Below are 12,938 nucleotides of genomic sequence, written 5' to 3'. Positions count from 1 at the left end.
GCCGCCATCAGACCAGAGGCAGGCGTTTTATTCCGCGTTATCAGAACCGGCAGAGTTGGGATGCCACGCGATCCAGCGCTCTGTCATAACTGGCCCGTTCCCCAGCACTCAAGAATCCCTGCTTCTTAACAAATTGATTGGTGTCTTTTCGCACCTGCTCAACCTGCCGCCACATTTTTTCCGCCTGTGCTTGTGTCAGAAGACGGGCTTTGCGGGCAGTAGCAATATCGGCCTGAAGAATATTGGCACGTACGGAGATATGCGCCTGACGGGGATCGGTAATGGCACCGCCCACATTGCCCTGCACATCATGTTGCGTGTTGAGATCGCATCCCGGATAGTCTGGCGCAGCCGACGCGGCGAAGGTGCTAAAAGCGATCAGATAAAGCATGGCGTAACATAGCATTCTCATGGCGGCTATCCTGGTCATCGTCGTTAATTAACCTGTTCGGCTGGCGCGTTGGGCAGCCCTGAGGCGAAAATCCACTACAATCCCCACTCAGGCCCGTCGGATGAAAGCGTAATGGTTACAGGTTCTCCGCACACTTCAACACAGGGCGCGTCATGCGTATTCCAGCGAAACAGGCAGAGATGCCAACCGCCGGGGATGATACGAGAACAATCAATGATCCCATGTGCGCCTGACGCCCTTGCCTTATCGGCATTTTCCCAGGACAACGGCATCAGCCCTTGCTTCAGCGCTGCTCGCCAGGGGCTGTTAGATGCCTCGGGGATTATCCCCATTTGCAGGCAACCTGCCTTATCCCGCTGATCGATGACCCTGGCACCGCTCACGCGAAGCGGAATAAGCACACGCGCTAATCCATCTTCCCGCATATAACCCGAAACCGCCATGATGGACCATTCAGGAATGGGGCTCATATAAAGTGCGGGCTGCCCCTGTCGATGATAACGTCCTGCGCTTTGCGGCCCAGGCGCGGCGAGTGCGGCGTGCGCATTCGTTGACAACACCGAGCGGTAAAACTGGCCCGAAAGGGGCAAAAAAGCGTCAGCGTCCATTTCCCTCACCTTATTAAGCGCCCGGGCGACATTCAGGCTGGCTCACCTAAACGCTCTCAACGCCCATCTGTTTGTGCCAGTGCTGTTTTCTGGTCGATGGCGGATGACACCGCTCATGTGTGCCCGGCAGATAATAGTGACCATCAGCAGAGCGCGCCGTACCACCGGGACAACCGTCCATTCCGCGCTGCCCGTTCTTTCCCGCAAGGCCCTCACCGCCAGGCTGTCCATTTTGGCTGCCGCCGTTGCCACCTGCGCCCCCATTACCACCCGACCCGGCGTAGCAGGCGGATACCGATAAAAGCAACATTATCCCGGTTACAGCAGCTAACTTATGCATGAACGTACCGCCTTCATTCGCCATTATTATTCGACAGTAATTGAGTCCGGTTTTTGCGCCACGATCTTAAGCGAGGTGCCTTTTATCGCGTCACTAACCGCTTCCCGGAGGGTCATGGTTCCCTGCACCGGATTGACGTGGACAGCGCCGGTTCGCGACAGATCTGTCTCAATAAAACAGCCTGAAGCATGGGCTAACTGCTGGGCCGTTTCATCAAAGCGCGGGAGGTTAACATGGTAAGTGCCCTCGATATCACATTTACCCGGAGAAATGTGACCAGAGGATGAAGGGCTGCATGACGTGCAAGCGGCGGCGAGCATCAGCACGCCAAGGCTTTTCAGACTGACTGAATACATAAACCTCTCCGGCAGAATAAACAGGGATTTATTATTCTCACAAGACAGGGGGGACTGTCTGCATGCGGAATATGTCTGAGTATGACGCGCTCAGGTACGTGCAGGCACTTAATCGCCGGTTAACCAATCGCTCAACCGTCACCCACTGTTACGCATCGCCAGCATGCTATCTGGGGTAATCGTAAAAGTTAGCAGGATTTATCGATGCTAATGCCACCGGGGCGAGGGAGGTGATGCAGTTATGATTAAGCGCGGGCGAAAAAGCAATGCCGGTTAAGAAGCTAAAGATGAGAGGTGAAGTAAAACTGAGGACAGGTAAAGTTGAGGATATCGACGCCATCCCTGGCATTACCATGATGATACGGTCAGTTTTCATACATTAGGCATGAGCCACTGTCACGCTCTTGCTACAGGCTGAACCGTACCGGGCGTGGAACCCTTTCCTGTCCGGGCGTCATGCCCATTGTTGCTGCTGATTGACAAGATGTTGTGGTTGATTTATTGCCTTACGCGCAATCCAGTAGAGCAGAACTCGCTCGTCGTCACTGTCACGATCCGCCATTGACAATAATTTCAGCGCCAGCGTAGATTTAGTGACAGGCTGCTGCTCTGCGCTCAATTCAATCACTGCCTGACCGATAATGCAGCAAACCTCATCCTCACTGGTGACGGATTCATATGTCCGGTCTTTCATATTTCCTCCTGTTGAATGAACTTTTAGCATGGCAAAAAAACGCTGACTCTGCCGGAAAAAAGCACTGTTTGTAACATTCCCTTACTGCTATTTACCTGGGGTCATCACATAGCTATACCGGTAACGTTTATCGCTCCTGCCATTCATGCCACTCTCGCGGCATTTCATTCCATTTTGCATTCCATTCATGCCCTTTCTCCCCGCACGCGCAAGGCTAAGGTTTATTCTGGCCGCAGTTTCCAGTTTCCCATCGGGAGTAAACATCATGAATAAGCCACAACAGGCTGTCTGCCAGCGTACACGCTGGTTAACTCTTATCGGTACGGTGATAACCCAGTTTGCGCTGGGGTCGGTGTATACGTGGAGTTTGTTTAACGGTCAGCTGTCGCAAAAACTGTCGGCATCGGTCAGCGAGGTGGCCTTTTCATTTGGGTTGCTGAGCCTGGGGCTGGCGGTGGCGTCTTCGCTGGCTGGCAAACTTCAGGAACGTTTTGGCGTCCGTAAGGTGACTATCGGCGCGGGCGTGATGATGGCGCTGGGCTTATGGCTGACCTCCCATGCCGATAACCTGATGATGCTGTATCTCAGCGCAGGCATTCTGCTGGGCCTGGCTGATGGCGCAGGCTACCTGATGACATTGTCAAACTGCGTTAAATGGTTTCCTGAACGTAAAGGGGTGATATCCGCCTGCGCGATTGGTGCCTACGGACTAGGAAGCCTGGGGTTCAAATTTATCTGTGGCGCGCTACTGGCTAAGTTTGGGCTCGAACAGACCTTCATTATCTGGGGATTATTGGCCATGACGATGATGATCATCGGGGCGCTGATGATGCGCGATGCGCCATTGCAAAGCCCGTCGACCGTGCAAAACCAGGCAAACCGCAACTATACGCTGGCGGAATCAGTGCGCCTGCCGCAGTACTGGATGCTGGCGCTGATGTTCCTGACGGCCTGCATGAGTGGCCTGTACGTGATTGGCGTCGCTAAAGATATCGGGGAAGGCTTAGTGCATCTCAGCACCCAGACGGCGGCTAACGCGGTGACTGTCATTGCCGTGGCTAATCTGAGTGGTCGGTTAGTGCTGGGCGTACTGTCTGACAAAATGGTTCGTATCCGGGTTATCTCGCTGGCCCAGCTGATTTCGTTAGCTGGCATGAGCGTATTACTGTTTACCCAGATGAATCAAACCACCTTTTTCCTGTCTCTGGCCTGCATCGCTTTCAGCTTTGGCGGCACCATTACCGTTTTCCCTTCGCTGGTCAGCGACTTTTTCGGCCTCAATAATTTGACCAAAAATTATGGTCTGATTTATCTGGGATTCGGTATTGGCAGCGTTTTAGGTTCGCTGGTCGCCTCACTGTTTGGCGGTTTTACCGTAACGTTCAGCCTTATCATGACGCTATTGGTGATGTCATTACTGCTGTCACTGACAATTCGTATGCCGCAGAGCCCGTCTGTTCGCGAGCCGCTGCTGCAGCGTCAGTAATCGCGAGGGGCCAGGTCAGACTGGCCCCTTTTTTTAGCCGCGAAAGCGCGGTTCCGCCATACCGGCCACATCAAGTTCAACCGCAAAAATATCACCCGACTCTGGATAGCGCTCCCGATCTTCTTTACTGAGATTCTCTCTTGAACTGGTGATATACAGCGTTTTCAAATCGCGACCGCCAAAGGCGACCATCGTTGGCCACTTAACCGGCAGACTGATCTCATCCACGATTTCGCCATCCTGTGGATCGATACGCACCACCCGACCGCCATCAAATAATGCCGACCAGTAAAAGCCTTCGCTGTCTACGGCTGCACCATCGGGCAAGCCCCCACGAGCATCGAAACGTCGGAAAACCTCACGTTCGCCCGGTTCGCCCTGGGCATCCAACGGATAGCGGTAAAGCACTTCGTTCGGCGTGTCCGTGTGATACATCCACTGACGATCGGGTGAGAAGGCTACGCCGTTTGAAATCTTGATGTCACGCGCTTTGACATCAAGCTTCAGATCGGGCGTCACACGGCATAGCAACCCTCCGTTTTTATCCTGTGGCTCCCACAAGCTGCCGCACCAGAAATTACCCCAGGGATCGACACGTCCGTCATTGAAACGGCTTTTCTCCGCGATGCCTGGATTATCAGCCACTTTCTTCTGCGGTTTACCCTGCTCATCCAACAGCCACACGCCACCGCGCAGGGCGGCGATGATACCGCCCTGCTCACGCAATCCAATGCACCCCACCTCTTCCTGTTGGGGAAACGTCATCAGTTCGCCACTGATGGGATCAAAACGATGAATAGCTGGAGCCAAAATATCAACGCACCACAATACCTGTTCCTTGACCGACCAGAGCGGGCATTCCCCTAACTCCGCCTGAAGTTGCAGAATATTTTTTACCTTGTGAGCCATGTTTGCCTCCATTTATTGTCCTGCTAATAATGTAGCGCCAATTTCCAGCCCCAGGAGAACTATTTTCACCGTATTTTTAAGACGGTTCTGACTTCTGCTTGCGCTTATTCATCCCATTCTGATGGGAAGATTAAAATTGCTTTGTCGACATTGCCGAAAAAGAAATATAAAGAAATACTTCTGCAGGTAACTCTACAATCGCTACATGTTTGCTCCACTATTTCGGCGTAATATCTAAAACATCGAAAAAGAGGAGATGGCGTATGAAAGAAATAAGTACAACAGTCCTTCCCATGGTCGCAGCGGGTTATTTTATAAACGGGCCAAAAATGCTATCAGGACATAAGCATGACAGGCAGCGACAGGGAAAATGGTCTGCCAGAGATGAGAACCACTGAAGGGCAAAGATTTCACACAGCATAATATAAAAAAAAGAAGGTGGGATTAAATCCCACCTCGTTTTATTGGTTAACTCTTCACCGCATAATTACACTGATACCAGGTTTTCTTTAAGCCTGGTATTGTGCTGTCCTGAACAGGTAAATTTTCTACCTTATCAAAACCTTTATTCATGCAGTAATTCGCCACATCAATTTCCATCGCGTCGCGATTAACTTTTGACGGGTCGAAACGGTACTGTACGGTGTTTGAATGAGCATCTTCATCTACTCGCTCAAACGCCCCGGGTTTGCTGGCAGTACAGCCGCTCAGCAGAATAAGTGCCAGTGCACCAATAACTATTTTTTTCATTTTTACCTCACATTTTGTCGCAGTGTAAGGCGCGGCAAAATGGGTATCTATAGGAATAGTACGCGAGCTGTTGCGTATTTACGAAGTTTTACCAATTGATTCAATACGGTTAAACAGTTGGCATAATGTGCCATTAAACTGCGAAACTGCATTCAACGGAAAACATTCAAAGCACAACACCAGGCATTACTCTAAAAAAAAGCCTCTCTCAATTCAGCCCGCGTTTAGCGGGCTTTTTTTCGCTTATCCCTCGCCCGAAAGCGCAATCATTCTACGAAGCAGATTGGCGGCTTGCTTGTCAGGGAGTGCGAGAATCGCCGTGTAGAGATCGATGGACATGGCACACATAGATGAGCGGTCAACCGCCGTGTCTGCAGGCATATTGAGCTGTTGCAGCTTATCACCCCATTTTTGGTAAAGGCGATCCACGATATTTTTCAGGTCGTGCTGAGCCTGGTCGCGATCCATCGGCTGTTCTTCGGTCAAACTGTTAAGCAGTAAATACTCGGTGGCTTCTGCATCCTTTTGATTCAGTGCGGCTGGCAGCGTTTTGGCCAGATTCACCCCGCCCTTCACCTGCGGATAAAGGAATTGAAAACAGAGTCCGGGATCAATCTTATTCAGCGCCTGCATTTCGTCGACGGAAACGCCAATATAATTAACGACGGCGCGACTTGAGCCGCGCATCAGCCGCTGATTAATCACATCCGTGAGCCAGCCTCTTAGTTCACCGACGGCCTGAATCATCGGCTCGCCTTCACGCAGTTTGTGAGACAGTTCGCGCGTCAGTAACTGCCACAGGGCGGGTTCCTGGGTGCGCAGCACGCGATAAACCGTCGCCTGCGCCATATAGTCCGCCGCCCGCTCATAGCGTTTTTCCTGTTGCTGCTGAGGCAAAATCCAGTTGAACCACAACATATTCGACAGGATAAGCGGCAGGATAAAAAGCACTACGCCCTGCCACACCCGCAACCGGGTGGTTCTGACCAACATCACAATGATAAGCGCCAGTAGCACAAAGGCCACCAGCGTAATAAAAAGCAGGGAAGTCATACTACGTTGTTAATCCTTACGCACATCAATCAGTACCGGGCAATGCGCGCGTTCAACAACAGCGGCACTCACAGATCCTTTTAATAAACGGTTAAAGGGTGACAAATGGCGCCGCCCCATAATAATCATATTGGCGTTTAGCTGTTGCGACTGGGCGACGATGGTATCAGCGGCTTCACCGGCCAGTATAATGCCACGCGCCTTAATGCCAGCCTGCAGCAACGGGGCCAGTGCATGCCGTACCACCATCTCAGCGGTATTTTGTTCATCCTGAGCCGCCACAAAATCCGCCGGATCTTCGCCTGCATCAATATCAATAGGTTGGCTGCAGGATGAATAAGCGGGATCGATACAGCATAAAACGACGACTTCCGCACGGTGTGCCTGTGCTTGTTCAATCGTTAAAGAAACCACTTTCTTCGCCACCGGAGAATTATCAATAGCCATCAACACTGTTTTCATTGAGCAGTCATCCTTCAACAGCGGCAATTTTGCCAATTTCGCGAATCAACGCCTGTTTGCATTGCAACATTTCCTCACGATAACGAGCCTCGTGTTTCTTAAAACGTGCCGTAGGGACCAGTAATGACACGGCAAAACGGCCAAAGAGCGTGTCCAGCGCAAAGGCCATCGTCGAGATACCTTCAAGCGTTTCACCGCGATCGTAGGAAATGCTGGTTTTACGCACCTCATGAATCATCTGTAAGAGCTCGGCCAGCGTCTTAACCGTTTTATCGGTCAGTTCGCGCCAGGCGTCGCCCACCCGTGCCTGCACGTCGGCGTCACTTTCCAGCGCCAGCAGCGCTCTGCCCCCTGAGGTGCTGTAAAGCGGCAGATCCAGCCCGATACGCGGAACAACCCGCAACTCTCGTGATGCCACCACGTAATGCACAACGGCAAGCTGTGAACCGCTGGCGCGGGCCAGTGATACGGTTTCATTGGTATCCGCAGAGAGTTTTTCCATCAGCGGTTTGACTAAATCCACCACATCCGTGTTGACGCTGGAGAGGAGCTTAAGCAAAGCCGGGCCAAGGCGCAGTCCACCCGCACCGCTGCTACGAACCAGCTCTGCGCTATCCAGAGCCGCAACGATACGCTGAACAGTGGAACGCGGCAGATCAACCACCTGTGCGATCTCGCCCAGGCTCATGCCACTGGGATGTTCGCCTAAGGCATTAAGAATTTTTGCCGCACGTGCAATAACCTGAATGCCGCCCGTTTTTTCATCCTCGCGGCTGGATGATTGATGAGTCATAGCGTCGTCCTTTTTGAGCTGGCTTACTGTAACCCGAAAAGCGCACCTTTTACAGCATGTACCGCATTGCAATACAGCATATTGCCATGTAATATCGCCGCGCTGTATCGCATTGCAATACATCGAATCATAATAATAACGAGACCACCTGCTATGACGACCCGGCCCGGCAATGCGCCGACGCTGCATCCCTTTACCCTGCGCCTGGCATTAGGCTTGCTTGGCGTGTGGATCGCTGCGCTCACCTCAGGACTTAACGATCGGGTCAGTGATATCGCCCTGGCCGATATTCGTGCCGCCCTTGGCATCGGCTACGACCAGGGAAGCTGGATTGTCTCTGTCTATCAGGCTGCCGAAGTCGCCGCCATGATGATTGCGCCCTGGTTTGCCGTCACGTTTTCTCTACGCCGTTTTTCGCTGATCATGTCCGCGGGGTTTTTACTGTCCGGCATACTGCTGCCGCTCATGACCAACCCTGTTCTGTTTATGGCGTTGCGCGTCGTACAGGGTTTGTTTGGCGGCGCGCTTCCGCCTATGCTGATGACCGTCGCGCTACGCTTTTTGCCGCCGCCGATTAAGCTCTACGGCCTGGGTGCCTACGCGCTGACCGCCACCTTTGGCCCCAATATGGCGGCTTCTCTGGCTGCCTTCTGGACAGATGAAGTCAACTGGATGTTCGTCTTCTGGCAGGTCGTGCCCGGTATGCTGATTGCCATCTTACTGATGGCCTGGGGATTACCTCAGGATCCGCTCCGTACTGAACGTTTTCAGCAGATCGACCTGTTTGGTATGGTCACCGGTTGTAGCGGCATGGCGCTGATCATTCTGGTTCTCAGCCAGGGCGAACGTCTGGACTGGCTTGATTCCCCCCTTATCACAGCAATGCTTTTCGCGGCGTTATCGCTCCTGATAGTGTTTTTGATTAACGAGTGGTTTCATCCGCTGCCGCTGTTTAAGTTGCAGATGCTGAGACGGCGTAATTTGATGCACGGTTTACTGGTGTTGGCGGGCGTGCTCATTGTGTCGTTATCCGGCTCGGCCCTGCCTTCAACCTATTTTGCTCAGGTCGACGGATTCCGCATTGGACAGTTTGCGCCGCTGGCTTTAACTATCGGCTTGCCGCAGCTGGTAATTGCGCCGTTTATCGCCGCCCTGCTGAGTATTCGCTGGATTGACTGTCGCTGGATGCTGTCGCTGGGCCTGATCTTTCTTATCGCCTCATGCCTGCTGGGTATGCAGATCACGACGGGCTGGTCGCGGGACAACTTTTGGCTGATTCAGGCTTTACAGGCCGTGGGTCAGCCGATGGTCATTCTGCCGGTATTGATGAGTGCCACCAGCGTCGTTGCCCCACCGGAAGGCCCGTTTGCCTCAGCGATGTTTAATACGGTTCGGGGTTTTTCCAGCATTGCCGCCTCCACGCTGGTGTCGTGGTTCGTCAGCCACCGTGAGCAGTTTCACTCCAACATTCTGGTTAATCAGGCAGCCAGCAGGCCCTGGTTGATGACGGCGCCAGACAGCAGCCAGGCCAGCGCCAGCTATCCGCTCCTGCCGGACGGCAGCGCCAGCTCTGTCGAAAATATGCGCGGCTTTGCCATGCAGGTCAAGCATCAGGCACTGGTACTCGGCCTGAGTGATACCTGGATGCTGCTGATCGGTTTTGCGCTACTGCTGCTGCTGGTGACGGCTCTGGTACCCAAACGGGTCTGGCCTCCTCAAACCTTGATCCAACCTGCAACCTCCACGTCGGGATAACTGAATATGCGTGCTTTAGCAATGAGAAGAACCCTGCTGCTTTCCCTCCTGCTGCTGGTTTTACTGGCGATGGCGCTGGCGGTCTGGGCGGTGATGACCCGTAACGATCACCGCACCAATGATGCCTGGGTAAATGCCGATTACACCATTGTCGCCCCGAAAGTGTCGGGCTACATCGCCCGTATCAACGTGAAGGATAACCAGCAGGTCGCGGCGGGCGAACTGTTAGCCACACTGGACGATCGTGATTATCAGGTGGCGCTTGAGAGTGCCAAGGCCGACCTGCAGGTCAGTGAAGCCAAACTGTTGAGCAGTCAGGCACAGCTGGAGCAGCAGCAATCGGTGATTGCGCAGCAGAAGGCCAGCGTCGCGGCCAGCCAGGCCACAGCGCAGTATGCCGGTCAGAGTGCGGAACGCTATAACCGTCTTTATCAGCGCGGCACGGTGGCCGCAGATGAACAGCAAAAAGCCAGTTCTGCACAACGATCCGCGAGCGCCACGGTGCGCCAGAGTGAAGCGGCCCTGGCCTCGGCGGTTAAGCAGGTCGGCGTGTTGCAGGCGGCGGTCAGATCCTCAGAAGCCGATGTCGCCGCAGCGAAGGCCAGCGTCGATCAGGCGCGTCTGAACCTGTCTTATACCCGCATTGTGGCACCGGTGGCCGGCATGGTGGGACAGCGTACCGTTCGCCTGGGTGCCTGGGTGTCAGCAGGCACGCGTCTGCTGGCGGTGGTGCCCTTGCAGCACACCTATATCACGGCAAATTATCTGGAAACCCAGTTGAAGGATGTTCGTCCGGGGCAACCCGTGCGCATTGAGGTCGACGCCTTGCCCGATCAGGTCTTTACCGGTCATGTCGACAGCATTGCGCCCGCCACGGGCGCGACGTTTTCAGCGATTTCTCCTGATAACGCTACCGGCAACTACACTAAGGTCGTTCAGCGATTACCGGTGAAAATTGTGCTGGATGAGGGACAGCCGAATCTGGCCCAGTTACGCGTCGGCATGTCTGCGGTTCCAGAAATTAACGTTCAGTAAAAAATGTGAACAAACTCTCAGAACCAAACTATTTCTTTTCGGTCTGATTACGCGTAGATTAGCCCCGATCCTGTTCTGAGTTATTCAGTTCGTCCGGGAGACCGTTGACCGTTGACCTGAACGGCGACCTTGTCCCATCTGTCCGCGTTGCGCTGGATCGGGATCGCCAACATCGTAACCGCTCAGAGGAGTTCGCTTGTGAAATATGCTTTGATGGGAATTTCTTTCTTCGTACTGCTTTGGGTCGGCACCTTTGTGCTGATGCTGTAGTATCTGCAAGCATTCCGCAGGGGGCGACAGACGGTCGCCCCAGTGGCAGACTAGATCTGTTCTTCCATGTTTTTCACGCTGCCCGGCAAAATGCCGTCCGCACGAAACATCGCTTTAATCCCTCTGACTGCCTGACGTATACGATCGCTGTTTTCAATCAGCGCAAAGCGGACATGCGTGTCACCGTAGTCACCAAAGCCAATGCCTGGCGAGACGCAGACTTTCGCCTCCTGCAGCATGTGCTTCGCAAAATCCAGCGAACCAAGGTGGGCATAGTGGTCAGGAATTTTCGCCCACACGTACATCGACGCTTTCGGGATATCGACCATCCATCCCGCTTCGTGCAGCCCTTTTACCAGCACATCACGCCGCCGTTTATATTGCTCAGCAATATCGCGCACGCACTGCTGATCGCCTTCCAGCGCCGCAATCGCAGCCACCTGTAAAGGCGTAAATGTGCCGTAATCGTGATAGCTCTTGATACGCGCCAGCGCGGCGACTAACTCTTTGTTACCCACCATAAAGCCAATGCGCCAGCCCGCCATGTTGTAGCTTTTTGACAGCGTGAAGAATTCTACCGCGACATCACGTGCCCCTGGCACCTGCATGATGGAAGGCGCTTTCCAGCCATCATAAACAATGTCCGCGTAGGCCAGATCGTGAATCACCAGGACGTTGTACTGCTTCGCCAGCGCAATTACGCGCTCGAAAAAGTCCAGTTCGACACACTGAGATGTGGGATTGGAGGGAAAACCGAGCACCATCATTTTGGGCTTGGGATAGCTTTCGCGAATAGCGCGTTCCAGCTCATTGAAGAAATCGATCCCTTCCACCAGCGGTACAGATCGCACCTGTGCACCCGCGATAACGGCACCGTAGATATGAATAGGGTAACTGGGGTTGGGCACCAGCACCGTGTCGCCATGGTCAAGCGTCGCCAGCATCAGGTGAGCCAGCCCCTCTTTGGACCCGATGGTGACGATAGCTTCAGATTCAGGATCGATATCAACCTGATAACGCTCTTCATACCAACGAGAAATCGCGCGACGCAGGCGAGGAATACCGCGTGAGGTCGAATAACCGTGCGTGTCTTCGCGTTGTGCCACCTGGCACAGTTTTTCTACGATATGAGGCGGCGTTGCCCCGTCGGGGTTGCCCATTGAAAGGTCGATGATATCTTCGCCACGCCGACGCGCAGCCATCTTCAGTTCAGCGGTGATGTTAAAAACGTAAGGCGGCAGGCGTTCAATACGTGTAAAACGACGGGTTGTGCTGTTATCAGCCATGGTGTCCTCTGGGAAACGTTAGCGCCCGGACCGTCCGAGCGACGCTGGTCACTGCGGTGACCTCTACAAGAACATAACTTGCAGATAACAACTTTGTCGAGAGGAGCAGAAAATTTTTTATATTTGTGGATTGAGCCGTTCAAGCAGCCAGTCATTCACCCAGCGGTCATTTAACAGATAATTATTTTGCAGCGTGCGCTGTAGCGTGAAGCCATTTTTTTCCAGAATCCGCCGTGATGCCCAGTTGCCCTCCACCACCAGCGCCTTGAGCTTGAGGAAACCGGCGTCGAACAAACACTGACACAACGCCCCCAGGGCTTCACTGCCGAAGCCCTGGCCACAGTAGCGGTGCAGCAGCATGTAACCGATTTCGGCCTGGCGAGCGGGCTGCCATTCAGGTGTACAGCCAAATAAGCCAATGGCTTCTCCGCTGTCGCGCCGCCTGGCAACCAGGCACAGCATGTGAAAGCTGCCTACCTGCCAGGGTGCCAAACGCTGGCTGAACCGTTCACGGATATCCTCTTCGTCAGGAATTTCACTCACCCAGTTCATCGTGTCGCGATCTTCGTGCACCGCCCGGAACAGTTGCCAGTCTTCCGGGCGTAATGTCGTTAACGTCAAACGTGAAGTGGTCAGATGCATACTCTGCTCCCGGCAGACAGGTCTCAAAGGAAAACGACTGCGCTGATCATCCTGTCAGGCTTCAGTACCCCGCCCCGAATCCAAAAG

General features: G+C 53.6%; 16 protein-coding genes. 4 read left to right on the top strand and 12 right to left on the bottom strand.

What is annotated here, in order from left to right:
- Positions 1-40: 40 nt before the first annotated feature.
- The 5 genes from NR177_RS08510 to NR177_RS08490 all read right to left on the bottom strand — a co-directional run bounded on the left by NR177_RS08510 (position 41) and on the right by NR177_RS08490 (position 2,410).
- Positions 41-412, bottom strand: coding sequence for a hypothetical protein (locus tag NR177_RS08510; protein ID WP_256852661.1), 372 nt, complete (start codon positions 410-412; stop codon positions 41-43).
- 74 nt (positions 413-486) lie between these two features.
- Positions 487-1,020 carry an RES family NAD+ phosphorylase gene (locus NR177_RS08505; protein ID WP_109717602.1) on the bottom strand — a complete coding sequence of 178 codons (534 nt, stop codon included), beginning with the start codon at positions 1,018-1,020 and terminating at the stop codon, positions 487-489.
- Between the two features lie 46 nt (positions 1,021-1,066).
- Positions 1,067-1,360: a hypothetical protein gene (locus NR177_RS08500; RefSeq protein ID WP_145394035.1), complete on the bottom strand. Its 294-nt coding sequence runs from the start codon at positions 1,358-1,360 to the stop codon at positions 1,067-1,069.
- Between the two features lie 26 nt (positions 1,361-1,386).
- Entirely contained in the window at positions 1,387-1,716 is a 330-nt protein-coding gene (locus NR177_RS08495; protein ID WP_063880432.1) for a hypothetical protein, read from the bottom strand.
- A 454-nt stretch (positions 1,717-2,170) separates the two neighbouring features.
- On the bottom strand, positions 2,171-2,410 hold the full coding sequence (locus NR177_RS08490) for a hypothetical protein (RefSeq protein WP_063880433.1): 240 nt from the start codon (positions 2,408-2,410) through the stop codon (positions 2,171-2,173).
- A gap of 265 nt (positions 2,411-2,675) precedes the next feature.
- On the opposite strand from NR177_RS08490, the gene NR177_RS08485 reads away from it, so the two are divergent.
- Positions 2,676-3,896, top strand: coding sequence for an OFA family MFS transporter (locus NR177_RS08485; protein ID WP_096012889.1), 1,221 nt, complete (start codon positions 2,676-2,678; stop codon positions 3,894-3,896).
- A gap of 33 nt (positions 3,897-3,929) precedes the next feature.
- Here NR177_RS08485 and NR177_RS08480 read toward each other — a convergent pair whose 3' ends face one another.
- The 5 genes from NR177_RS08480 to NR177_RS08460 all read right to left on the bottom strand — a co-directional run bounded on the left by NR177_RS08480 (position 3,930) and on the right by NR177_RS08460 (position 7,863).
- The gene (locus NR177_RS08480; protein WP_145394036.1) at positions 3,930-4,805 is read right to left on the bottom strand and encodes an SMP-30/gluconolactonase/LRE family protein; all 876 of its coding nucleotides are present in this window, start codon (positions 4,803-4,805) and stop codon (positions 3,930-3,932) included.
- Positions 4,806-5,273: 468 nt separating this feature from the next.
- On the bottom strand, positions 5,274-5,555 hold the full coding sequence (locus tag NR177_RS08475) for a lipoprotein (RefSeq protein WP_145394037.1): 282 nt from the start codon (positions 5,553-5,555) through the stop codon (positions 5,274-5,276).
- Between the two features lie 243 nt (positions 5,556-5,798).
- Positions 5,799-6,608 carry a hypothetical protein gene (locus NR177_RS08470; protein WP_096012888.1) on the bottom strand — a complete coding sequence of 270 codons (810 nt, stop codon included), beginning with the start codon at positions 6,606-6,608 and terminating at the stop codon, positions 5,799-5,801.
- A 9-nt stretch (positions 6,609-6,617) separates the two neighbouring features.
- Positions 6,618-7,070, bottom strand: coding sequence for a universal stress protein (locus NR177_RS08465; protein WP_063880438.1), 453 nt, complete (start codon positions 7,068-7,070; stop codon positions 6,618-6,620).
- Between the two features lie 7 nt (positions 7,071-7,077).
- Positions 7,078-7,863, bottom strand: coding sequence for an IclR family transcriptional regulator (locus tag NR177_RS08460; RefSeq protein ID WP_096012887.1), 786 nt, complete (start codon positions 7,861-7,863; stop codon positions 7,078-7,080).
- A gap of 153 nt (positions 7,864-8,016) precedes the next feature.
- Between NR177_RS08460 and NR177_RS08455 the strand changes: the two genes are divergently transcribed.
- From NR177_RS08455 to ypdK, 3 genes are all read left to right on the top strand, one after another.
- Positions 8,017-9,618 carry an MFS transporter gene (locus NR177_RS08455; RefSeq protein ID WP_256852660.1) on the top strand — a complete coding sequence of 534 codons (1,602 nt, stop codon included), beginning with the start codon at positions 8,017-8,019 and terminating at the stop codon, positions 9,616-9,618.
- Between the two features lie 6 nt (positions 9,619-9,624).
- Positions 9,625-10,653 carry an HlyD family secretion protein gene (locus tag NR177_RS08450; protein ID WP_256852659.1) on the top strand — a complete coding sequence of 343 codons (1,029 nt, stop codon included), beginning with the start codon at positions 9,625-9,627 and terminating at the stop codon, positions 10,651-10,653.
- 198 nt (positions 10,654-10,851) lie between these two features.
- Positions 10,852-10,923 (top strand): membrane protein YpdK, encoded by a 72-nt coding sequence (gene ypdK, locus NR177_RS08445; protein WP_006120362.1) that lies wholly within the window; start codon positions 10,852-10,854, stop codon positions 10,921-10,923.
- A gap of 50 nt (positions 10,924-10,973) precedes the next feature.
- On the opposite strand, the gene alaC is transcribed toward ypdK, so the two are convergent.
- Positions 10,974-12,209: an alanine transaminase gene (gene alaC, locus NR177_RS08440; RefSeq protein ID WP_256852658.1), complete on the bottom strand. Its 1,236-nt coding sequence runs from the start codon at positions 12,207-12,209 to the stop codon at positions 10,974-10,976.
- Between the two features lie 117 nt (positions 12,210-12,326).
- A complete protein-coding gene (locus tag NR177_RS08435; protein WP_256852657.1) occupies positions 12,327-12,851 on the bottom strand; it encodes a GNAT family N-acetyltransferase in 525 nt (174 codons plus the stop codon).
- Positions 12,852-12,938 lie beyond the last annotated feature (87 nt).

This window comes from Pantoea sp. Fr+CA_20 (genome assembly GCF_024520835.1).
Taxonomy (GTDB): domain Bacteria; phylum Pseudomonadota; class Gammaproteobacteria; order Enterobacterales; family Enterobacteriaceae; genus Pantoea; species Pantoea allii.
Note: the sequence above shows the minus strand (reverse complement) of the source record. Positions and strands in the feature narration are given on the sequence as shown.

Coding starts and splice junctions, on each gene's coding strand:
- NR177_RS08510 (WP_256852661.1), bottom strand. CDS start 412: ATGAGAATGCTATGTTACGCCATGCTTTATCTGATCGCTTTTAGCACC.
- NR177_RS08505 (WP_109717602.1), bottom strand. CDS start 1,020: ATGGACGCTGACGCTTTTTTGCCCCTTTCGGGCCAGTTTTACCGCTCG.
- NR177_RS08500 (WP_145394035.1), bottom strand. CDS start 1,360: ATGCATAAGTTAGCTGCTGTAACCGGGATAATGTTGCTTTTATCGGTA.
- NR177_RS08495 (WP_063880432.1), bottom strand. CDS start 1,716: ATGTATTCAGTCAGTCTGAAAAGCCTTGGCGTGCTGATGCTCGCCGCC.
- NR177_RS08490 (WP_063880433.1), bottom strand. CDS start 2,410: ATGAAAGACCGGACATATGAATCCGTCACCAGTGAGGATGAGGTTTGC.
- NR177_RS08485 (WP_096012889.1), top strand. CDS start 2,676: ATGAATAAGCCACAACAGGCTGTCTGCCAGCGTACACGCTGGTTAACT.
- NR177_RS08480 (WP_145394036.1), bottom strand. CDS start 4,805: ATGGCTCACAAGGTAAAAAATATTCTGCAACTTCAGGCGGAGTTAGGG.
- NR177_RS08475 (WP_145394037.1), bottom strand. CDS start 5,555: ATGAAAAAAATAGTTATTGGTGCACTGGCACTTATTCTGCTGAGCGGC.
- NR177_RS08470 (WP_096012888.1), bottom strand. CDS start 6,608: ATGACTTCCCTGCTTTTTATTACGCTGGTGGCCTTTGTGCTACTGGCG.
- NR177_RS08465 (WP_063880438.1), bottom strand. CDS start 7,070: ATGAAAACAGTGTTGATGGCTATTGATAATTCTCCGGTGGCGAAGAAA.
- NR177_RS08460 (WP_096012887.1), bottom strand. CDS start 7,863: ATGACTCATCAATCATCCAGCCGCGAGGATGAAAAAACGGGCGGCATT.
- NR177_RS08455 (WP_256852660.1), top strand. CDS start 8,017: ATGACGACCCGGCCCGGCAATGCGCCGACGCTGCATCCCTTTACCCTG.
- NR177_RS08450 (WP_256852659.1), top strand. CDS start 9,625: ATGCGTGCTTTAGCAATGAGAAGAACCCTGCTGCTTTCCCTCCTGCTG.
- alaC (WP_256852658.1), bottom strand. CDS start 12,209: ATGGCTGATAACAGCACAACCCGTCGTTTTACACGTATTGAACGCCTG.
- NR177_RS08435 (WP_256852657.1), bottom strand. CDS start 12,851: ATGCATCTGACCACTTCACGTTTGACGTTAACGACATTACGCCCGGAA.